General features: G+C 61.7%; 17 protein-coding genes. 10 read left to right on the plus strand and 7 right to left on the minus strand.

Features of this window, described 5'->3' with window-relative positions; genetic code table 11:
• Positions 1-6: 6 nt before the first annotated feature.
• On the minus strand, positions 7-774 hold the full coding sequence (locus tag M2394_RS01685) for an SDR family NAD(P)-dependent oxidoreductase (RefSeq protein WP_259171401.1): 768 nt from the start codon (positions 772-774) through the stop codon (positions 7-9).
• A gap of 21 nt (positions 775-795) precedes the next feature.
• Positions 796-2,439 (minus strand): AMP-binding protein, encoded by a 1,644-nt coding sequence (locus M2394_RS01690; RefSeq protein WP_259171402.1) that lies wholly within the window; start codon positions 2,437-2,439, stop codon positions 796-798.
• Positions 2,440-2,665: 226 nt separating this feature from the next.
• Between M2394_RS01690 and M2394_RS01695 the strand changes: the two genes are divergently transcribed.
• From M2394_RS01695 to M2394_RS01710, 4 genes are all read left to right on the plus strand, one after another.
• Positions 2,666-3,559: a bestrophin family protein gene (locus tag M2394_RS01695; RefSeq protein ID WP_259171403.1), complete on the plus strand. Its 894-nt coding sequence runs from the start codon at positions 2,666-2,668 to the stop codon at positions 3,557-3,559.
• Between the two features lie 76 nt (positions 3,560-3,635).
• A complete protein-coding gene (locus M2394_RS01700) occupies positions 3,636-4,694 on the plus strand; it encodes a tetratricopeptide repeat protein (RefSeq protein WP_178926111.1) in 1,059 nt (352 codons plus the stop codon).
• A 145-nt stretch (positions 4,695-4,839) separates the two neighbouring features.
• Positions 4,840-6,339 carry an ATPase domain-containing protein gene (locus M2394_RS01705; protein WP_259171404.1) on the plus strand — a complete coding sequence of 500 codons (1,500 nt, stop codon included), beginning with the start codon at positions 4,840-4,842 and terminating at the stop codon, positions 6,337-6,339.
• 11 nt (positions 6,340-6,350) lie between these two features.
• Positions 6,351-8,012 carry an ATP-binding protein gene (locus M2394_RS01710; protein WP_259171704.1) on the plus strand — a complete coding sequence of 554 codons (1,662 nt, stop codon included), beginning with the start codon at positions 6,351-6,353 and terminating at the stop codon, positions 8,010-8,012.
• 78 nt (positions 8,013-8,090) lie between these two features.
• Here M2394_RS01710 and M2394_RS01715 read toward each other — a convergent pair whose 3' ends face one another.
• From M2394_RS01715 to M2394_RS01735, 5 genes are all read right to left on the minus strand, one after another.
• Positions 8,091-8,468, minus strand: coding sequence for a response regulator (locus M2394_RS01715; protein ID WP_003217591.1), 378 nt, complete (start codon positions 8,466-8,468; stop codon positions 8,091-8,093).
• Positions 8,469-8,547: 79 nt separating this feature from the next.
• A complete protein-coding gene (locus tag M2394_RS01720) occupies positions 8,548-9,741 on the minus strand; it encodes a hybrid sensor histidine kinase/response regulator (RefSeq protein ID WP_259171407.1) in 1,194 nt (397 codons plus the stop codon).
• On the minus strand, positions 9,735-10,340 hold the full coding sequence (locus M2394_RS01725) for a chemotaxis protein CheB (protein WP_178921858.1): 606 nt from the start codon (positions 10,338-10,340) through the stop codon (positions 9,735-9,737). The genes M2394_RS01720 and M2394_RS01725 overlap by 7 nt, the downstream gene beginning before the upstream one ends.
• Complete coding sequence (locus tag M2394_RS01730) at positions 10,337-11,167, minus strand: protein-glutamate O-methyltransferase CheR (RefSeq protein ID WP_371319340.1); 831 nt, start codon at positions 11,165-11,167, stop codon at positions 10,337-10,339. The genes M2394_RS01725 and M2394_RS01730 overlap by 4 nt, the downstream gene beginning before the upstream one ends.
• Positions 11,168-14,671, minus strand: a complete 3,504-nt coding sequence (locus tag M2394_RS01735) for a response regulator (protein ID WP_259171408.1) — start codon at positions 14,669-14,671, stop codon at positions 11,168-11,170.
• Positions 14,672-14,926: 255 nt separating this feature from the next.
• Between M2394_RS01735 and M2394_RS01740 the strand changes: the two genes are divergently transcribed.
• The 6 genes from M2394_RS01740 to M2394_RS01765 all read left to right on the plus strand — a co-directional run bounded on the left by M2394_RS01740 (position 14,927) and on the right by M2394_RS01765 (position 20,159).
• Positions 14,927-15,292, plus strand: coding sequence for a response regulator (locus tag M2394_RS01740; RefSeq protein WP_178921860.1), 366 nt, complete (start codon positions 14,927-14,929; stop codon positions 15,290-15,292).
• A gap of 222 nt (positions 15,293-15,514) precedes the next feature.
• Entirely contained in the window at positions 15,515-16,276 is a 762-nt protein-coding gene (locus tag M2394_RS01745) for a hypothetical protein (protein ID WP_178925923.1), read from the plus strand.
• Positions 16,277-16,339: 63 nt separating this feature from the next.
• Positions 16,340-17,740, plus strand: coding sequence for a DUF1254 domain-containing protein (locus M2394_RS01750; protein ID WP_178925924.1), 1,401 nt, complete (start codon positions 16,340-16,342; stop codon positions 17,738-17,740).
• An 80-nt stretch (positions 17,741-17,820) separates the two neighbouring features.
• Positions 17,821-18,873 (plus strand): transporter, encoded by a 1,053-nt coding sequence (locus tag M2394_RS01755; RefSeq protein WP_259171409.1) that lies wholly within the window; start codon positions 17,821-17,823, stop codon positions 18,871-18,873.
• A gap of 12 nt (positions 18,874-18,885) precedes the next feature.
• The gene (locus tag M2394_RS01760; protein ID WP_259171410.1) at positions 18,886-19,638 is read left to right on the plus strand and encodes a DUF2092 domain-containing protein; all 753 of its coding nucleotides are present in this window, start codon (positions 18,886-18,888) and stop codon (positions 19,636-19,638) included.
• Positions 19,635-20,159, plus strand: coding sequence for a hypothetical protein (locus tag M2394_RS01765; RefSeq protein WP_259171712.1), 525 nt, complete (start codon positions 19,635-19,637; stop codon positions 20,157-20,159). Before M2394_RS01760 ends, M2394_RS01765 begins: the two co-directional genes overlap by 4 nt.
• Positions 20,160-20,164: the final 5 nt, after the last annotated feature.

The raw sequence follows: 20,164 nt of genomic DNA on the forward strand, positions 1-20,164 counted from the left end.
TGCTCCTTACTTGGCTGCCATGCGCAAGGCACCGTCGAGACGGATCACCTCGCCATTGAGCATGCTGTTTTCAATGATGTGTCGCACCAGGGCGGCGTACTCGGCAGGCTTGCCCAGGCGTGGCGGGAATGGCACGCCGGCCGCCAGGGAGTCACGCACCTCAGGGGTCATGCCGGCCATCATCGGCGTTTCAAAGATGCCCGGGGCGATGGTCATGACGCGGATGCCGAAGCGCGCCAACTCACGGGCGGCAGGCAAGGTCAGGCTGGCAATCGCGCCTTTGGAGGCAGAATACGCGGCCTGGCCAATCTGCCCATCGAATGCCGCCACTGAGGCGGTGTTGATGATCACGCCGCGCTCGCCATCGGCATTCGCTTCGGTTTCCGCGATGGCGGCGGCGGCCAGGCGCAGTAGGTTGAAACTGCCGATCAGATTGACGTTGATCACCTGGGCAAAGCTGGCCAGCCCGTGGGGACCGTTCTTGCCGAGGATTTTTTCGCCGCGCACCACGCCGGCGCAGTTCACCAGGCCGTGCAGCCCGCCAAAGGCGGCGACGGTGGCCTGCACCGCGGCTTCAGCGGCGGCTTCCTGGCTGATATCGGCGACCGCACTGCGGGCGTTATCCCCCAGTTGCTTGGCCTTGGCCGCCACCGCGTCGGCGTTCATGTCCACCAGCATCACCTTGGCGCCGGCCGCGACCAGCATCTCGGCAGTAGCCGCGCCGAGGCCCGAAGCACCGCCGCTGACCAGAAAAACCTTGTTTTGGATATGCATCATTGTGTCCTTGAAAAAAGGTCAGGCCACCGCCGCCTTGGCGATTTCCTGATTACGTAAAATAAAGCGTTGCAGCTTGCCGCTCGGGGTCTTGGGCAAGTCGCTGACGAATTCGATTTCCCGGGGATACGCGTGCGCCGCCAGGCGCTTGCGCACGTGCTGGCGCAGCTCTTCGGCGAGTTCCTCGGTGGCGCGGTAGTGCGCATTGATCACTACAAAAGCCTTCACCAGTTCGGTGCGTTGCGGGCAAGGTTTGCCCACCACAGCCGCTTCGATCACCGCTGGGTGCTCCACCAGGGCGCTTTCCACGTCGAACGGGCCGACCCGGTAGCCGGAGGTGGTGATCACGTCATCGCTGCGCCCGACGAAACTGATGCTGCCGTTGGGGTTGAGCTCCACGGTGTCGCCGCTGAGGTAGTACTTGCCGACGAAGGCCTTGGTCTTCACGCCGTCGTAGCCGGCAAACCAGCACATCGGTGATTGCTCGCGGTCGATGGCCAGGATGCCGGGCACGCCGGCCGGCAGTTCTTGATAGTCGTCGTCCAATACCACGATGCGATGGCCCGGCGAGGCAAAACCCGCCGAGCCGACGTGCACCGGGTGCTCCAGGCCATGGTGATTGCACAGCACCATGCCCAGTTCGGTCTGGCCGTAGTGGTCGTGGATGGTCACGCCGAGGTTGTCGGCAAACCAGCGAATCACTTCCGGGTTCAAGGGCTCGCCGGCGCTGCTGACAATGCGCAGCTTGCCCTTGATCGACTGGGCGAACTGCTCGCCACCGGCAATCAGCAGGCGGTAGGCCGTTGGCGAACCGGTGAGGTTGGTGATGCCGTATTTGTTGATCACCCGGCACGTGCTTTCCAGGGTGAACGGCCCATCGTAGAAGGTGATCGGGTGGCCCATGGACAGTGGGCCGGTCACGCCGAAATAAATGCCATAGGCCCAGCCCGGGTCGGCGACGTTCCAGAACGCGTCTTCAGGGCGCAGGTCGACGGCGTCGCGGGTGTAGCTCTGGAACGCGACGATGGCCTTGAGCGGCACCGACAGCGCCTTCGACGGGCCGGTGGTGCCCGAGGTGAACATCAGCAGGAACGGGTCATCGGCGCTCAGCAGCACGGGGGCGCAGTTATTGGAATGGTTGGGCAGTTCGGCCCAGAAACTGTAGTCGCCGCGCACGATGCCTTCGCCTTTGGGCCCGGCGACGGTGACGATGGTCGGGCAGCCCTCAACTTCGGCGAGCTTGGGCCGGTTCACCGCGTCGGTGACCACCAACTTAGCGCCCGAGCTGCCCAGGCGGTGTTCGATGGCCTTGGGGCCAAAGGCGGTAAACAGCGGTTGATACACGGCACCGATACGCCAGGTGGCCAACACCACCACCAACAATTCAGCGGTGCGCGGCAGCAGGCCGGCCACCTTGTCGCCGCGCGTGACGCCCTGGGCCAGCAGGAAATTGGCAAAACGTGAGGCCTGGTCTTGCAACTCGGTGAAGGTGGACGTGGCGCTGCGGCCGTCCTTGCCCTCCCAGAACAACGCAATTCGCCCCGGCAGCGCGTGGCGGTCGCAACACTCCACACAGGCATTGAGGCCCTGCAGGGTGCCGGCCAACGCGGCGTCGACGGTGTGCTGGTAATCGAACTCGGTAGTGGCAGCCAAATACTCACGCATTGCTTCAAATCCTTCTGTATTTTTATTTTCAGGACATTTTGCATCACACGAATCGCGGAAATAGTCGCTCTAGAGCGGCGCAGCAGCAATGGTCAAAGCCTTCAACATGACTGACTGGTTTGGCCAATCATCGATCGCGCTTATCAACGGGTCGACCCAAGCGATTGGACGTCGCGGGTGCCAGCTTCTAACCTGAGGACCTGCGCCACATAAGAAGCCCCGCCCGATGATCGTCCGCCCCAAACCCAACCTCTTGGGTATCCTGTTCTCCCTCAAAGGCTCGATTGCCAAGCGCATTGCCCTGCGCAGCTTGCTGGTGACCTTGCTGGCTTCAGTGATCGTGTTGGTAGAAACCTGGCACCCGGCCTATTTTTCCAAGGTCAACGCCACGCCGTTCACCTTGCTGGGCCTGTCGCTGTCGATCTTCATGAGTTTTCGCAACAACGCCTGCTACGACCGCTGGTGGGAGGGGCGCAAGCAGCTGGGGCAAATGATCATTGATGTGCGCTCGTTGATCCGCGAAACCCAGGTACTGGGCGATACGCCGGAGCGTGCCGGCCTTTTGCGCGGGCTGTGCGGGTTTGCCCATGGGCTGATCGCGCGCTTGCGCCTGGAGGATGAAACTCGCGCAATCGCCCCTTGGGCCTCGGTCGATCAAGGGCATCCGAACCTGCCAGATCAAGTCCTGCAACGACTCGGCGCACGGTTTTCTGCGCTGACTGAGCAAGGCGTGATCAGCGAGTGGCGTTACACTCAACTGGAAACCCGGCTGGTCAGCCTCAGCCAGGTGCAGGCCTCGTGCGAGCGGATCAAGCACACGCCGCTGCCCTTCCCCTACACCTTGTTGCTGCACCGCACCATCTACCTGTTCTGCATCTTGCTGCCGTTTGCCATGGCCGAGCCGCTGGGCTGGTTGACGCCGGTGTTCACCGCCATTGTCAGCTACACGTTCTTTGGTCTGGATGAGATTGGCGACGACCTGGAAGACCCCTTCGGTTTCGACGAAAACGACCTGCCGTGCAACGCCATCCTGCGCACGTTGGAGCGTGAGGTCCGCGCCGCCTTGGGCGATACCGACCTGCCGCCGCCCCTGGAGCCCGTGGAGTACGTGCTCACCTGATACAGGTTTGACACTCGCCGTGGTCTGACCGAAGCTGGTGGCTTTGCGATAGCTGCCCCAGCTTTTGGACGCCTGCATGTCAAAGTCACGCCGTTACGCCCTCATCGGCCTGTGCGCCCTGTTGTCTATTGTGCTCATCACCTGGTTTTTCTCCCGTTCCACTCAAGTGACCGTGCCGCCGGCGATTGCCCATGGTTACGCCAAGGCGCTGCGCCAGGCCCATAACGGCGAGCCGGGAGCCGCGCGCGTGCTGTACCAGCAGCTGGGCCGCCCTGACCTTTCGCCCGAGCGACGTGCTGCACTGCACGCAGAATTGCCCAACTACCCAAGCCCCCAGGCCCTGAAACTGGCGGATAAAGACCTGGCCAATGATGCGCCACTGGTCCGCGAAGCGGCGATCCACAGCATTGTCGGCCTGGTGCCCACCGGCCAGCGCACCTTGCTGCTCGGCCCGGTATTGGACGACCCTGAACAAGACGTGCGCTTTGCCGCCGCCAATGCATTGCTGGGCCTGTCGCCGGATACCTTGGGCCTGTACTTTGGCCCGTTGCAGCAAGTGCTCGATGAATTCGTGAAAAAACTCAAGGGCCAGCCCGAAACCGCCGAAGGCTGGATTCAACTGGCGCGCCTGTACATCCACAGCGCCTTGTTGCCAGATGCGCAAAACGCCCTGGAGCAGGCCATGCGCTTGCAGCCGGACAACCTGCAGGCCGTGGTTGCGCAGATCGAGCTGCTGGACAAGCAAGGCAAGACCGACGAATCGCGCCAACTGCTGGCGCGCCAATTGGCGGCTCACCCGGAGTCGGCCTACCTGCAACACGCCCTGGGCATGTGGTTGCTGCACCATGGCGAGCGCCCGTATGCCCTGCTCGGCCTGTCCAAGGCGGTGGAACTGGAGCCGGACAATCAGGATTACCGTTACGACCTCGCGACCACGTTGCATGCCCAGGAAGAATTGGAAGCCGCCCAGCGCCAGTTGGAAGAAATTGTGCAGCGCCATCCCGCCAATCGCAAAGCTCGGGTGTTGCTGATCAACTATTGGAAAGAAACCGGCCAGTTGCAGAATGTGCAAGTGTTGCTGGCCCAGCTTGAACAACAGAACCCGGACGATCCGGCGCTTCAGCAAGGCCTGTAGCTGCGCTACAAAAACTTGTAAATCAACGCGTCCGCTGTACAAATATCATCAAACGTTGAACCGCCACGAGCCACTACGGTCAAGTGAATATGGCGCGCCCCCAGGTGGCGCGCCCCTCTACTTGTACGTGACCTGAGGGCACTTCTTGTCTACATCCAATACGCTGTTCAGTGAAAAGGCGGCCACCGGCATCGAAGGTCTTGATGACATTCTTTCCGGGGGGCTATCGCGTAGCCATCTGTTCTTGCTGGAGGGTGAGCCGGGCACCGGCAAGACCACCGTGGCCCTGCATTTCCTGCAGGCCGGTGCAAACAACGGCGAGCGTTCGCTGTACATCACCCTGTCGGAGACCGAGCGTGAACTGCGCCAGGGTGCCAAGTCCCATGGTTGGGACCTGGACGATAATATTCATATCTTCGAACTGACCCCGCCCGAGAGCCTGCTCAACGCCGAGCATCAGCAGAGCCTGCTGTACTCCTCGGACCTGGAGCTGGGTGAAGCGACCCGGCAGATCTTCGAAGTGGTGGAACGGGTCAAGCCGACCCGTGTCGTGGTCGACAGCCTGTCCGAGATTCGCCTGCTGGCCCAGAGCTCGCTGCGCTATCGCCGGCAGATCCTGGCTATCAAACATTACTTCGTGCGCTACGACGCCACCGTGTTGCTGCTGGACGACCTCACCACCGAATCCCTCGACAAGACCGTGCACAGCGTGGCCCACGGGGTGATTCGCCTGGAAGAACTGACCCCCAACTACGGCGCCGAACGCCGTCGGGTGCGGGTGGTGAAGTACCGCGGCCAGAAATACCGGGGTGGCTTCCATGACTTCACCATCATGCAAGACGGTGTACACGTATTCCCCCGACTGGTCGCGGCCGAGCACCGGGGTGGCTATAACCGCCAAACGTTGAGCAGCGGCATCAAAGAGCTGGATTCGTTGCTCGGTGGCGGCATCGAGACCGGTTCCAGCAGCCTGATTCTCGGCCCGGCGGGTACGGGCAAATCGCTGATTTCGATGATTTTCGCCGCCGCCGCCGTAGCCCGTGGCGAGAAAGCCGCGCTGTTCATCTTTGATGAAGAGCTGGGCCTGCTGTTCGAGCGCATGAAAAACATGGGCATCGACCTTGAGGCGCTGCAAGCCACCGGCAACCTGCTGATCGAACAGGTGGACGCCGCCGAGCTGTCACCCGGCGAGTTCTCCCACCGCGTGCGGCGCTGCGTGGATGAGCGCGGCATCAAGACGGTAGTGATCGACAGCGTCAACGGCTACCAGGCCGCGATGCCAGAAGAGAACGCGCTGATCCTGCACATGCACGAGTTGCTGCTGTACCTCAACCGTCGCGGCGCCGCGACCTTCATGACCGTGGCCCAGCATGGCCTGGTCGGCGACATGCAGGCGCCGGTGGACATCACCTACCTGGCCGACACGGTGATTCTGCTGCGGTACTTCGAAGCGCTGGGCAAGGTGCGTCGCGCGATCTCGATCATCAAGAAACGCACCGGCTCCCATGAATCGACCATCCGAGAATACCGTATCGGCAGCCGCGGCATGACCGTGGGCGAACCCCTGGACAACTTCCAGGGTGTGCTGCGCGGCATCCCCACCTACCTCGGTGCCGGTTCGCCTCTGCTCAAGGATGAGGGCTAGTGGCCGAACCTATGCCGGTCTCCGAGCGCGCGATTATTCTTGCGCCCTTGGGGCGCGACAGCACCCTGGCGTTGATGATGCTCAACGAAGCCGGCTACAGCGGCATCGTTGCCAACAACCTGGTCCACCTGTGCGACGCGCTGGAGCAAGGTGCCGGCTTGCTGGTGATCGCGGCCGAAGCCTTGCGCGGCGTTGAGCTGGACCCGCTGCTGGAGTACCTGCACCAGCAGCCGGCCTGGTCCGACCTGCCGATCGTGCTGATGACCCATCACGGCGGCAGCGAGCAGAACGGCTCGTCACACCTGAGCGGCCTGCTGGGCAACGTCACCTTCCTGGAGCGGCCATTTCACCCGGTCACCCTGATCAGTATGGTCAGCGCCGCCCTGCGCGGCAGACGCCGGCAATATGACGCGCGGGACCGTCTGATCGACCTGAGCGAAAGCGAACGGCGCCTGCAAAGCACCCTGGAAACCTTGGAGCAGCAGGTGGAAGAGCGTACCGCCCAGTTGCGCTACAACGAGGATGCACTGCGCCAGTCGCAGAAAATGGAAGCGGTCGGCCAGTTGACCGGGGGTATCGCCCATGACTTCAACAACATGCTCACCGGCATCATCGGCAGCCTGGAGCTGCTGCGCCGACGTGTGTCCCGGGGCAAGCTGGACGACCTCGACAGCCTGATCGACCTGGGCGTCACCTCGGCCAACCGCGCCGCCGGCCTCACCCACCGCCTGCTGGCGTTCTCCCGTCGTCAATCGCTGGACTCCAAGCCCGTGGAGATCAACCAATTGGTCAGCTCCATGGGCGAGCTGCTGCAGCGCAGCATCAACGAAAGCATCGCCCTGGACATGCGCCTGACCCACGAGCTGTGGACCGCCGAAGCGGACCCCAACCAACTGGAAAGCGCCCTGCTCAACCTGGTGATCAATGCCCGCGACGCCATGCCCAACGGCGGCCAGTTGGTGGTTGAAACCACCAACCGCCACCTCGACAGCGTGTTTACCGCCGCTTATGGCACGTTGAAACCCGGTGATTACGTGGAGCTGAGCGTCAGCGACACCGGTTGCGGCATTCCGCAAACCCTGTTGAGCCGTGTGTTCGACCCGTTTTTCACCACCAAGCCGATCGGCCAGGGTACCGGCCTGGGTCTATCGATGATTTACGGTTTTGCCCGCCAATCCCATGGGCATGTGACGATTCACAGTGAAGTCGGTAAAGGCACGACGGTGAGTCTGTTTCTGCCGCGCTTTTTAGGCGAAATCGCGCAGGTAGAGGCAGCCAACCCGGCGCTGTTGCCATTCGCCAATGCCGGCGAAACCGTGCTGATTGTGGAGGACGACCCGGCGGTGCGCGTCTTGGTCAGCGCCGTGCTCAAGGAGCTGGGTTACGGCTTTGTCGAAGCGGGCGACGCCGATACGGCGGTGCCGATCATCGAGTCGGACCAGCGTATCGACCTGTTGATCAGCGATGTCGGGTTGCCCGGCATGAACGGTCGGCAACTGGCGGAAATCGGCCGGCAGATCCGCCCTGAGCTCAAAGTACTGTTCATCACCGGGTACGCCGAACATGCAGCGGTACGCGGCGGCTTTCTGGACCCGGGGATGCAGTTGATCACCAAGCCCTTCACCTTCGACCTGCTGACCGCCAAAGTCCGCGAAATGATCAAAAGCCTGTAGTGAGCGGGCTTGCCCCGCGCCGCGCAGTGTCAGCCTCCTCATAGATAGCTGACACACCACCGCACCGCGCGCTCGCTACTACGCCAAGAGGCGCTGGATATGTTCCTGTAGGGTATCAAGGTCAAACGGCTTGGCCAGGATCGGTGCATTGCGCGTGATCGGGCTGTTGCAGTCGAGGATTTCCTGCGGGTACCCACTGATAAAGATGACTTTCAATTCCGGGCGCAGCTTGATTGCAGGCTCGGCGATCTGTACCCCGGAAATGCCGCCAGGCAAGCGGTAATCGGTGACCATCAGGTCCAGGTGCGGCTTGGTAGCCAGAATCTCGAAGGCCTGTTCGCCATCGATCGCCTTCAAGACCCGATAGCCCAGGCCTGCCAGGTATTCACCCAGCACAAACATAATGGATTCGTCGTCCTCGACGATGAGAACGACATCTTGTGCATCTTCACTCATGGGAAGCCTTAATCCGGTCAATTGCTGCAATTACGACCATGGGGTCACGCAGAAGGTTGCGTCAAGCTGACGATTGATTTCATACCGACGCTTCAAGGGGCAGGCACACCCGGAACAGGGCGCCCTCGCCTATCTGGCTTTCGACTTCGATAGTGCCGCCATGGGCCGCGACGATCTGCTCGGAAATAAACAGCCCCAGGCCCAACCCGGCCGCGACGTGGCTGGCCGAGACCCGCTCGAACTGCTGAAAAATGCGCTTCTGGTTCTCTTCGCTGATACCAATACCCCGGTCACGCACTTCCACTCGTGCCTCACCGTGTTCGGTGTACACCCGCACATCTACCGGGCTCTTGGCCCCGTAGCGCAAGGCGTTGGTCAGCAGGTTGGTGATCACTTGCTCGATGCGGAACTCATCCCAGTTGCCTTCCACAGGCCCTTCGACCACCAGTTGCATGGTCGAGCCAGCAGCGGCCACCTGCGGCGCGAAGTTTTCCACCAGGTTGTGCACCAACTGCGTCAGGTCAAACCGTGCAGGCCGGATCGACAGCTTGCCGGTACGGATGCGCGACACGTCGAGCATGTCTTCGATCAGGCGGATCAGGCTCTGGATCTGCCGCTCATCGCGATCGACCATGGCGTGCATCTTGTCCAGGGTGAACGCGGCGGCGTTGTCCCGGGCCAAGTGCATCTTGCGCAGCTGGGTTTCGAGGATCAGGCCATTGAGGGGCGTGCGCACCTCATGGGCGACGATCGACATGAAATCATCACGCATGCGCACTGCCTGCTCCAGCTCGGCCTGGGTGGCCTGCAGGCGTGTCAGCAGCAGTTCCTGTTCGCGCCGGCTGCGCTCCAGGGCTTCGACCTGTTGCTTCATGGCCTTGCTCTGGCGGTACAGGTCGACGAATACGTTGACCTTGCTTTTGACCGCGTGGATGTCCAACGGCTTGTGCAGAAAGTCCACGGCGCCGCTTTCGTAACCCTTGAACGCGTAGTTGAGTTCGCGGCCAGCGGCGCTGACGAACACGATCGGGATGTTCTTGGTCTTTTCGGTGCCGCGCATCAGTTCGGCCAGCTCGAAACCGTTCATGCCGGGCATCTGCACGTCTAGAATCGCCATGGCGAACTCGTGCTCCAGCAACAGTGACAAGGCCTCGTCGGCGCTCAATGCCTTGAACACCTGGCGGTCCTCGCGCTTGATCAGCGCTTCGAGGGCGAGCAGGTTTTCCGGCAGATCGTCAACGATCAGCAGTTTGGCCTGGACAGTACTTAACATGGGGAATATTCCAGGGAAGCCAGCAATGAGCCAATGCGGCTCAAAGAAAGAATGTGGTCAGGTGTATGCAGTGCCAGGGCCGCCCGGGGCATCACGGCCACACGCGCTTCGGCAGGGTCTTGCACCACGGTGGTTCCGCCCTGCTGCTTGACGTGGGCCAGGCCACGGGCGCCGTCGTGGTTGGCGCCGGTCAGCAGGATGGCCATCAGGCCTGGGCCATAGGTGTCGGCGGCGGACTCGAACAGGTAATCGATGGCCGGCCGCGAATGGTGCACCCGGTCTTCCTGGCTCAAGGACAGGCTGTGGTCATGCTCTACCGATAGATGATACCCAGGGCCGGCAAAATACAAGGTGCCAGGCCGGATCGCCTCCTTGTCACGCGCCTCGACCACCGGCATCGCCACACGGCGGTCGAACACCTCGGCCAGTTGGCTGCGGCGCTCGTCTGGCAAGTGCAGCACGGTGATGATCGGCAGGCCGAAACCACTGGGCAGCTCACCGAACACCGTCAACAAGGCCTCGACGCCGCCTGCGGATGCGCCGATCACAATCGCCTCTATCCCCGGGACACGTGCCGGGCCTGCCGCCACTGGGTTCATAGTTTTCGGTAGATCCGTTCCTGCTTGACCAAGGGTTCGAATTGTTTGCCGAAAGCCGAGAAATCCAGGGTTTCCTTGCTGCCCAGCACCAGGAAACCACGATGGCACAGCGACTCGTGAAACAATCCAAACGCCCGATCTTGCAATTTTTTATTGAAGTAAATCAATACGTTGCGACACGAAATTAATTGAGTCTCTGAGAATACGCTGTCGGTCGCCAGGCTGTGATCGGCGAAGGTCACGTTCTCGCGCAAGGTCTTGTCGAAGATCGCGTAATCGTATGCCGCGGTGTAGTAGTCGGCAAATGAACGTTGGCCACCGGCCTGCTGGTAGTTGGCGGTGTAGGCGCGTACGTTCTCCAAGGAGAAGATCCCCTGCTTGGCCTTGTCCAGCGATGCCGGGTTGATGTCCGTGGCGTAGATGATCGTGCGCTCCAGCAGCCCTTCCTCACGCAGCAGGATGGCCATGGAGTACACCTCTTCGCCGGTGCTGCAGCCGGCGATCCAGATCTTGATCGATGGGTACGTCTTGAGCAGCGGCACCACCTCCTGGCGGATCGCCAGGAAGTGCGACGGGTCACGAAACATCTCGCTCACCGGAATCGTCAAGAACTGCAGCAATTGCATGAACGCCGCCGGGTCATGCAGCACCCGCTCCTGCAGCGCCGAAATCGTCGCGCAGTCGAACTGGCGCAGGGCATGCGCCACGCGGCGCTTGACCGACGCGCCGGAGTAGTCGCGAAAATCGTAGCTGTACTTGAGGTAAATCGCCTCGATCAACAGGCGCAGCTCAATATCGCTGCTTTTGTCCAAAAAACTTCGCTCCACTTAAATCCGTTCCATCTTGGGTAGCCACACGCGAATCAGTGAGAACAGACGGTCCAGATCAATCGGCTTGGCCAGGTAATCGTTGGAGCCGGCTGCCAGGCAGCGCTCCTGATCGTCCTTCATGGCCTTGGCCGTCACCGCGATGATCGGCAGCTTTTTCCACCGCGGGTCCTGGCGAATCAAGGCGGTGGCCTCGTAACCGTCCATTTCCGGCATCATCACGTCCATCAACACCAGGTCGATATCGTCGACTTCATTGAGTTTGTCGATGGCTTCACGGCCGTTACGCCCGATCACCACCACGGCGCCTTTGTGCTCCAGGGCGCTGGTCAGGGCGAAGATATTGCGCACATCGTCGTCGACCAGCAGGATCTTGCGCCCCTCGAAGACCTTGTCGCGGCTGCGCGCGGTCTTGAGCATCTTCTGGCGGTCATGGGACAGCTGGGATTCGACTTTGTGCAGAAAGAGTGTCACTTCGTCCAACAGGCGTTCCGGCGAGCGCGCGCCCTTGATGATGATCGAACGCGAATACTTGCGCAGCTCGGCCTCTTCATCCCGGGTCAGGTTGCGCCCGGTGTAGACGATCACCGGTGGGAACGAGCAGATGTCCTCGGTGGCCATGCGCTTGAGCAGCTCGTTGCCGAGCATGTCCGGCAGTTTCAGGTCGATGATCATGCAGTCGTAGACGTTGGTACGCAGCAGGTCGAGTGCGGCCTGGGCGTAACCAACGTCGGTGATTTCGATGTCATCGTCACCGATCAGGCGAGCAATGCTGTCACGCTGCAGGTCATCGTCCTCTACCAGCAGCACGCGCTTGACCTTCTGGGTCAGCTTGGCTTCCAGGCGGGCGAACACGTCCTTGAGTTCTTCGCGGGTGGTGGGCTTGACCGCATAACCCACGGCGCCCATGTGCATGGCGGCCTCGACGCGGTCTTCCACGGAAATCACGTGCACCGGGATGTGCCGGGTATCGGCGTGTTCCTTGAGGCGTTGCAGCACAGTCAGGCCGGAGTGGTCCGGCAGGCGCATGTCCAGCAGGATCGCATCCGGGATGAACTCTTCGGCCAGGCTGTAGCCTTCATCGGCGCCGTGGGCCACCAGGCAGTGATAGCCCAGCTCATGGGCCAGGTCGAACAGGATGCGCGCAAAGTTGGGCTCGTCTTCCACCACCAGGATGCAACGGTTGGTGAACGGTGCCTTGTCGCGGTCATCGGCAAAGCGCGGGATGGCGGCTGCGTCAGCCACCAGCAACGGCGACACCTTGATCGGCGTCGGCGTCGGCGCGGGCGCTGCCACCACCTGGCGTGGTTGCTCGATCGCCGGCGCATCCGCTTCACGCTCCACATACTGCTCGGGCATGACCAGGGTAAACACGCTGCCCTTGCCCGGCTCGCTGGTCACGCTGATATAGCCGCCGAGCAAGGTGGCCAGGTCGCGGGAGATCGACAGGCCCAGCCCGGTGCCGCCGTAACGGCGGTTGGTGGTGCCGTCGGCCTGGCGGAAAGCTTCGAAGATGCTTTCCTGCTGGTCCGGCGCAATGCCGATGCCGGAATCGCGCACGGTAAAGGCAATGCCCTCCCCCGGCGCACGGGACACCGACAGGCTCACCTCGCCCTGCTCGGTGAACTTGATCGCGTTGGACAGCAGGTTCTTGAGGATCTGTTCCAGGCGCTGGCGGTCGGTGAACAGCATCGCCGGCGCGTCAGCCTGGACCTGCAGCTGGAAGCCCAGCTTGCGATCGGCCGCCAGCGGCTCGAACAGGCCACGCAGGCCGTCCACCAGGCGCGCGACGCTGGAGTTCTCCGGACGCATTTCGAGCTTGCCGGCTTCCACCTTGGAAATATCCAGGATGTCGTTGATCAGGTTCAGCAGATCGTTGCCGGCCGAATAGATCGACTCGGCAAACTTGACCTGCTCGGCGCTGAGGTTTTCCTGGGGGTTCTCGGCCAGCAACTTGGCCAGGATCAGCGAGCTGTTCAGCGGTGTGCGCAACTCGTGGGACATGTTGGCGAGGAATTCGGACTTGTACTTGCTGGAACGCTGCAGTTCGTCGGCGCGGTCTTCCAGCTCCATCTGGGCCCTGTTGAGCTCGATGTTCTTGCGGTCCATGGCGTCGCGCTGTTCGGCCAGGGTCTGGGTCTGCTCGGCCAACTGCTCATTGGTCTGCTCCAGTTCCGCCTGCTGGGTTTCCAGGTGAGCCTGGGATTCCTTGAGGATGCGCGACTGTTCTTCCAGCTCTTCGTTGGCGGTCTTGAGCTCTTCCTGTTGCACTTGCAGCTCTTCGTTGAGCTGTTGGGTCTCGGCCAGCACTTCCTGCAGGCGCTGGCGATAGCGGGCGGCCTCGATGGAGGTGCCGATGTTGCCGGCGATCAGCTCCAGCAGTTCCACATCACGCTCCTGCACCGGGCGCAGGAAGCCCAGTTCGATCACGCCGTTGACGCGATCATCGTCACTGGTGGGCATCACCAGCACGCTGCGGGTCGAACCTTCGCCCAGGCCGGAGCTGACCTTGAAGTAGTCCACCGGCACGTCGTCTAGGCGGATCAGGCGATCCAACTGCGCGGCCTGGCCGACGATGCCTTCATCGCTGTAGATCGACTGCTCCAGCTGCTCCTGCTCACGAGAGAAGCCATAAGTGGCCACGCGGCGCAGGCCGCCATGCTCTTCGCGTACATACAACGCCGCCACGGCCGAGCCCATGTATTGGGCAAAAAACTGCAGGATATTGCGGCCGAGCATGTTCAAGGTCAGTTGGCCCAGCACCTGTTCCGCCAGTTCAGTCTGGCCGTTGCGCAACCAGGCCTGCTGCTCCAGGCGCCCCGCAATCCTCTGCTGTGACGCGAGGTTTGCGTTGTAACTCTCTGATAACGAAACCAGATTTTTTCGGCCGATATACGCCAGGAAACCGCTCAGGCCGAGCACGAAGGCCAGGTACAAGGTGACACTGATAATGGTGGTACGGGTGACTTCTTCGTTACGGGTAATACGGAACTGCTGCTCCATCGCCACCGCATCGTCGTATTCCTTGCGGATCTCATCGGTCAGGCGCTTGCCTCGCCCCGCCTTGACTGCGCTGCGGTAGTCACCGCTTTCGCGCTGCATATCAATCATCGACTGGGCGTACTTGTTCCACTCGATCTGCAAGGCTTCGAGGCGCTTGAGGCGATCCACCTGCTGGGGATTGTCTGCCACCAGATCCTGCAGGTTGCGCAGGTCGGCAATGATCCGTGGCTTGGCCACTTCGTAAGGGTCGAGGAAATGCTCGTCGCCAGTGATCAGGAAGCCGCGCATGCCGGTTTCCAGGTCCACCGTCAGCTTGGATGACTCATTGAGGTTGTTGATCACCCGGTCGGTGTGCTCCACCCACTGGATCACCGTCAACAAGTAGGTGATCAGGCAGACGAAAAACACGGCACTGAGCACGCCCACACCCAGGGGCAAGGCCACATTTCGGCTCAGTAGATTACGAAAGCTCTTTTCATCGACGGACGACGCAGGAGTCATGGGCATGCCTTGGCCAAGTGTGTAAAAACCGGGAGTTTGCCCCAAAGTCGATGGCCAGGGCTATGTTTACGCGACAACTTGGGGCAAATGCCTGCCGATTCGTACGAAGCCAGAGAGGTTCGAGCGAGACATTCCCTACGAATGCCTTCACAATGCCACCCCCAGGCCGGGAACTTGCCGAGATTGTCATGACTCATTAGAGGATGGTCTTTATCCGATCAAGACCTGCACCTCCACTTCTCGGGAACCCTACTTATGTCCGCCGCTGATTCCACCATCCTTGTAGTCGAAGACGACGCCATCGTGCGCATGCTGATCGTCGATGTCCTCGAAGAATTGGAGTTTCAGGTGCTTGAAGCCGCTGATGCCGAGGAGGCCCTCGCAATCGTGCAGGACTCGGCCCAGGCCATCGACCTGATGATGACCGACGTCGGCCTGCCCGACATGGACGGCAAGCAACTGGCGACCAAAGTACGCGAACTGCGCCCCGCCCTGCCCATCCTCTTCGCCAGCGGTTATGCCGAAAATATCGATGTGCCACCCGGCATGCAGGTGATCGGTAAACCCTTCTCGATCGATCAATTGCGCGACAAAGTCAAATCGATGCTGCCCAACGCCTGACGCCACTTCAGCGCCTCGCCGCCCAGCCTGGGCGGCCCTTCGCAGGGTGTGACAGCCTTGTGACAGCCCCCTCAGTCCTGCACTAATTCGCCGTTTTGCCTAGCGCGTCCGGATTTAGCTGCTAGCTTCAATCGACATGCCCTACAGGTATTAATCACAAGGAATAGTCGCCCAGGTATGGGGGGAGCGCGCATGTTCAAGTCGCCTTATAGGTCGGCATTGATGCTGGCCGTTTTGACAATGCCCGGCGCCAGCGCCCTGGCCGACAACGCCGAAACGGCGAACAAGAGCAACAACCCCCTCAACCTCGCCCCAGGTGCCAACCTGCAGGACTACTACACCCCCAGGCTCTTCGACACTAACGCCCACACCAACGACCTGTTACTGCGCGGCACGTTGCCGGTCGCACCCTCGGACTTTATCGGTGTGCCGCAACTGTTGCGCGCCACGCTGCCCATCAGCACGCGACCCGACCCGCACAGTGGCTACAGCACTGGCATCGGCGACCTGAACCTGTTCGATATCTTCTTGCTCAAGACCGAAGGCGTGCAGTTGGGCATCGGCCCGCAGATCACCGCGCCCACGGCTGAGCACGATGAGCTGGGCACCGGCAAATGGCAGGCCGGGCTGGCGGCCATTGCCATCGATGCATCACCCCGTGGGTTGCTGGGCGCGCTGGTGCAATACCAAAGCTCATTTGCCGGGGACCGTGACCGAGCGCACGTGGAGAGTGCAACTTTTCAACCGTTTATCATTCATAACCTGCCGAAGGGCTGGTACCTGCGTTCCACCGGCACCTGGACCTTCGATTTGAAGAACGACACCCACTACATCCCGGTCGGTTTTGGCGCGGGCAAAGCCTGGAAAGCCGGCACCAACATCGTGAACGCCTATGTAGAGCCGCAATGGACCGTGGCACGCAAAGGCGATGGCCTGCCTCAGTTCACCTTGTTCGCAGGGATTAACGTGACGTTCGGCAAATAAAACTGGAAACTCGGCGCTTTCATCCCACGCCCTTTAAAAAGATCTCTGGAAGGACGCAACAACATGATTGGAAAACCGACGCGCCTGCTGTTGGCGAGCCTCTCGATACTGATGAGTACCGGCGCCCTGGCCGACTTCACGGCCACCCCCGCCGAAGCCCGGGCCATTGCCAAGGAGGCGTACCTGTATGGCTACCCGGTCGTGGCGATGTACAAGACGCTCTACACCCAGGCCGTTGATAAAGGCGGTGCCAACTTCAAGGCCCCGTTCAACCATATCGGCAACACCGCCCAGGTGTTCACCCCCAAGGACACTGCGTTCGTCACTCCGAACTCGGACACGCCCTACTCCTTCGTGTGGATGGACCTGCGCAAGGAACCCTTGGTCCTGACCCTGCCGAAGATCGAAGACAACCGTTACTACTCGGTGCAGTTGATCGACCTCTACACCCAGAACATCGCCTACCTGGGCACCCGCAGCACCGGCAACAATGGCGGTCACTACATGATCGCAGGGCCAGACTGGAAAGGTCAGCAGCCGGTAGACGTCGACCGCGTGGTCTACAGCGAAAGCAACATCGCCTACGCCCTATACCGCACGCAATTGTTTGACGAAAAGGACCTGAACAAGGTCAAGCAGATCCAGAACGGCTACAAAGTGCAGTCGCTGAGCAGCTATGTGAAACAGCCGGCCCCGGCCGCCGTGCCGAAGATCGAATGGCCCAAGCCGATGGCCACCATGACCGAAGGCCCGCAACTGTTCCGCTACCTGAACTTCATGCTGGCGTTTGCTGCCCCCCAGGACAGCGAAAAAGACCTGCTGGCCCGCTTCGCCAAGATCGGCATCGCCCCGGGCGCGCCATTCAAGGTCAAAGAGCTGACGGTTGAGCAACGCAAGGCCCTGGAAGACGGTATCGCCGACGCCCGGGCTGAATTTGCGGCCTTCAAGAAAGACAAGATCGACACCCATCAGGTGTCCAGCGGCGACCTGTTCGGCAGCCGTGACCGCCTGAAAAACAACTACCTGTACCGCTATGCCGGGGCTGACCTGGGCATTTTTGGCAATTCCACCGACGAAGCGATCTACATGACCTACTTTGTCGACAGCGAAGGTAAACCGGCCAACGGCGCACGCCACAGCTACACCGTGCATTTCGCCAAGGACCAACTGCCGCCAGCCGATGCCTTCTGGTCGCTGACCATGTACGACGCCAAGACCAAGCTGCTGGCGCCGAACCTGAAAAAACGCTACCTGATCAATTCGCGGATGCTGCCCAACCTCAAGCTGGACGCCGACGGCGGCCTGACCCTGGCGTTGCAGCACCATGAGCCGCCGAAAGCCGAACAGAGCAACTGGCTGCCAGCACCTCCCGGCCCGTTTTATGCCGTACTGCGGATTTACCTGCCCAAGCCTGAGGTGGGTAATGGTCAATGGAAACTGCCGCCGTTGACACCGCTCAAGTAACGCCGCGTGCCCGGCCGCAACAGGGTTAGGCCGGGCATGTAACCCCCTGATATCAGGCCGATACAAGGATGGATGACGCCATGATTTCACCTGCTCGTGCGCAAGGGTTCTGCGCTACGCCTCTGGTTTTCGGCCTGCTCACCAGCTGCGGCGTGTCGGCGGCCAACCTGCCGCAACTGGGCAGCCCCACACCGCCCCCCAAGGCCGATGCCGAAACCTGCCATCGCCTCCAGCAAGACTTCGATATCGACCTCAAGCAAGTGGTCAAGGCCGGTTGCGAGCCGTCCACCGAGCAGATCGCCAAGTTGATGGACAACCCGGTGGGCAACCTGGTGTTGCTGTTCAACCAGTTCGACTACAGCGCCCTCAAAGGCCCCCATAGCAACGGTACGCGCTACCTGGGCAAATACAGCTTCATGCCGACCTTTCCCATTTCCCTGGGGGAGGACTGGAACTTGATCAACCGCCTCCCGGTGAGCTATGTCAGCGCACCCGTCAATTCCAAGGCGGGCGACCTGATCGGCATGAGCCCCTACGGCGTGCTGACGGACCGCGACTTTCCCTCGGTGGTGAACGACCCGTTCGACCGCACTTCGGGCTTTGGCGACCTGGCGTACGTGGGCGTGTTCTCGCCCAAGCAGCCGGTGCGCTTTGCCAACGGCGGCAAGATGGTCTGGGGCTTCGGCCCCACGGCCATGTTCCCCACGGCCGAGAGAGACGTGCTGGGCACCGGTAAATACTCACTCGGCCCCGCCTTTGTTGCGGCCTATCTGGGCGAAGACTGGACCCTGGGCGTGTTCCCTCAGCACTGGTGGTCCGTGGGTGGCGATGCGCGACGCAAGGACGTCAGCCTGACCAACATCCAGTACTTCATCCAACGCGCGATTCCTGGCCCGGGGCAATGGCGGGTGGGCATGACGCCCAATGTCACCGTCAACTGGAAAGCCGAAGGTGGCAACAAGGTCAACTTCCCCATCGGCATCGGCGCCGGACGCATCGTCAATTTCGGCAAGTTGCCGGTGCGCATTTCCGGTGAAGTGCAGTACTCGGTGATCCACGCTGACGACCTGATCAGCAGCCGCTGGAATTTCCGCGTGTCGTTTATCCCGGTGATCCCCACTTTCATGCTGTGAACGAGGTGCGCCATGTCGCGTTTTCATCGCACACGCAGGGTCGTAATCCTTGGCCTACTGGTTGCTTGCGGCAGCGTCTGGGGCGAAGAAATGGAGCCCCGCGCCCTCACCGCCCTGGACCAGATGGGCGCCTACCTGCGCAGCCTGCAACAGTTTCGTATCGACGCCAGCAGCCACACCGACCAGGTACTGGAAAACGGCCAGGTCATCGAGTTCAGCCACCGCACCCGGTTGCTGGCCCGCCAGCCCGACAAGCTGCACGTCTCGGTTGAAAGCGACGGCAAGCGCCGCAGCCTGTTCTACAACGGCAAGCACTTCACCCTCTACGACAGCCGCAGCGGTTACTTCGCCAGCCAGGCTGCACCGGCCAGCATCGGCGGCCTGCTCGACCAACTGAGCGAGCGCTACCGCATCGAGCTGCCCCTGGCGGACCTGTTCCGCTGGCACCCGGGCACGGCCAAGGAAGTCGGCATTACCAGCGCGCTGCTGATCGGCGACGAAACCCTGGAAGGCAAGGTCTGCACCCACTACGCCTATCGCCAGCCGGAGATCGACTGGCAGTTGTGGGTGCGCCAGGGTCCGCAACCGCTGCCCTGCCGTTTGGTGATCAGCCGCCGCGACACCGCCGAGCAACCCCGGCACACCGTCAACTACCAATGGCAACTCAACCATCCGCCCACTGCACGGGAGTTCGAGTTCACCCCACCCGCCGGTGCGCGTTCGGTGCCCCTGCAACAGTTGGAGCCACAGGGAGAACAGCCATGAAAGCCACGGCGACGGTGCTGACGGCCAGCTTGCTGCTGGCCCTGTTCGACCCGCTGGTTGCCCAAGCCTGGCAGGTGCGCGGCGGCGGTGGTGCGCGGACGTTCGTGGTGCCCCATGGCGGCGGTGGCTATCGCCCGCCACCGGTGCCACACCCCATGCCGGCGCCGAGGCCGCTGCCGCCACGCCCGGAACCCCATCCTTACCCGCCACCGCATCCGTACCCCGGGCCTCACCCTGGCCCGGAACCAGGCCCGCATCCGATGCCACCGCCACCGCCGCCGCCGCCGCCACCACCGCCTCCGCACCCGGATGACTGGTATCACCCTTGGGCCGCTGCGGCCGTGGTCGGCGCCACCACTGCGACGATCCTGGCCATCGGCACCCAGGTCAGTACGGTGCCGCCTGAATGTGTGTCGGTGGTCGCCAATGGCGTGGCCTACCAGCACTGCGGGCCCACTTGGTACCAGCCGCGGTATGTCGGCGGCTCCGTGCAATACATCGTGGTCGCCGCGCCCTGGTGACCCAC

The sequence above is a fragment of the Pseudomonas sp. BIGb0164 genome (genome assembly GCF_024810135.1).
Taxonomy (GTDB): domain Bacteria; phylum Pseudomonadota; class Gammaproteobacteria; order Pseudomonadales; family Pseudomonadaceae; genus Aquipseudomonas.

Bases quoted from the DNA above. Each gene is read 5' to 3' on its own strand.
- M2394_RS01685 (WP_259171401.1), bottom strand. From the start codon at position 774: ATGCATATCCAAAACAAGGTTTTTCTGGTCAGCGGCGGTGCTTCGGGC.
- M2394_RS01690 (WP_259171402.1), bottom strand. From the start codon at position 2,439: ATGCGTGAGTATTTGGCTGCCACTACCGAGTTCGATTACCAGCACACC.
- M2394_RS01695 (WP_259171403.1), top strand. From the start codon at position 2,666: ATGATCGTCCGCCCCAAACCCAACCTCTTGGGTATCCTGTTCTCCCTC.
- M2394_RS01700 (WP_178926111.1), top strand. From the start codon at position 3,636: ATGTCAAAGTCACGCCGTTACGCCCTCATCGGCCTGTGCGCCCTGTTG.
- M2394_RS01710 (WP_259171704.1), top strand. From the start codon at position 6,351: ATGCCGGTCTCCGAGCGCGCGATTATTCTTGCGCCCTTGGGGCGCGAC.
- M2394_RS01715 (WP_003217591.1), bottom strand. From the start codon at position 8,468: ATGAGTGAAGATGCACAAGATGTCGTTCTCATCGTCGAGGACGACGAA.
- M2394_RS01720 (WP_259171407.1), bottom strand. From the start codon at position 9,741: ATGTTAAGTACTGTCCAGGCCAAACTGCTGATCGTTGACGATCTGCCG.
- M2394_RS01725 (WP_178921858.1), bottom strand. From the start codon at position 10,340: ATGAACCCAGTGGCGGCAGGCCCGGCACGTGTCCCGGGGATAGAGGCG.
- M2394_RS01735 (WP_259171408.1), bottom strand. From the start codon at position 14,671: ATGACTCCTGCGTCGTCCGTCGATGAAAAGAGCTTTCGTAATCTACTG.
- M2394_RS01740 (WP_178921860.1), top strand. From the start codon at position 14,927: ATGTCCGCCGCTGATTCCACCATCCTTGTAGTCGAAGACGACGCCATC.
- M2394_RS01745 (WP_178925923.1), top strand. From the start codon at position 15,515: ATGCTGGCCGTTTTGACAATGCCCGGCGCCAGCGCCCTGGCCGACAAC.
- M2394_RS01750 (WP_178925924.1), top strand. From the start codon at position 16,340: ATGATTGGAAAACCGACGCGCCTGCTGTTGGCGAGCCTCTCGATACTG.
- M2394_RS01755 (WP_259171409.1), top strand. From the start codon at position 17,821: ATGATTTCACCTGCTCGTGCGCAAGGGTTCTGCGCTACGCCTCTGGTT.
- M2394_RS01760 (WP_259171410.1), top strand. From the start codon at position 18,886: ATGTCGCGTTTTCATCGCACACGCAGGGTCGTAATCCTTGGCCTACTG.
- M2394_RS01765 (WP_259171712.1), top strand. From the start codon at position 19,635: ATGAAAGCCACGGCGACGGTGCTGACGGCCAGCTTGCTGCTGGCCCTG.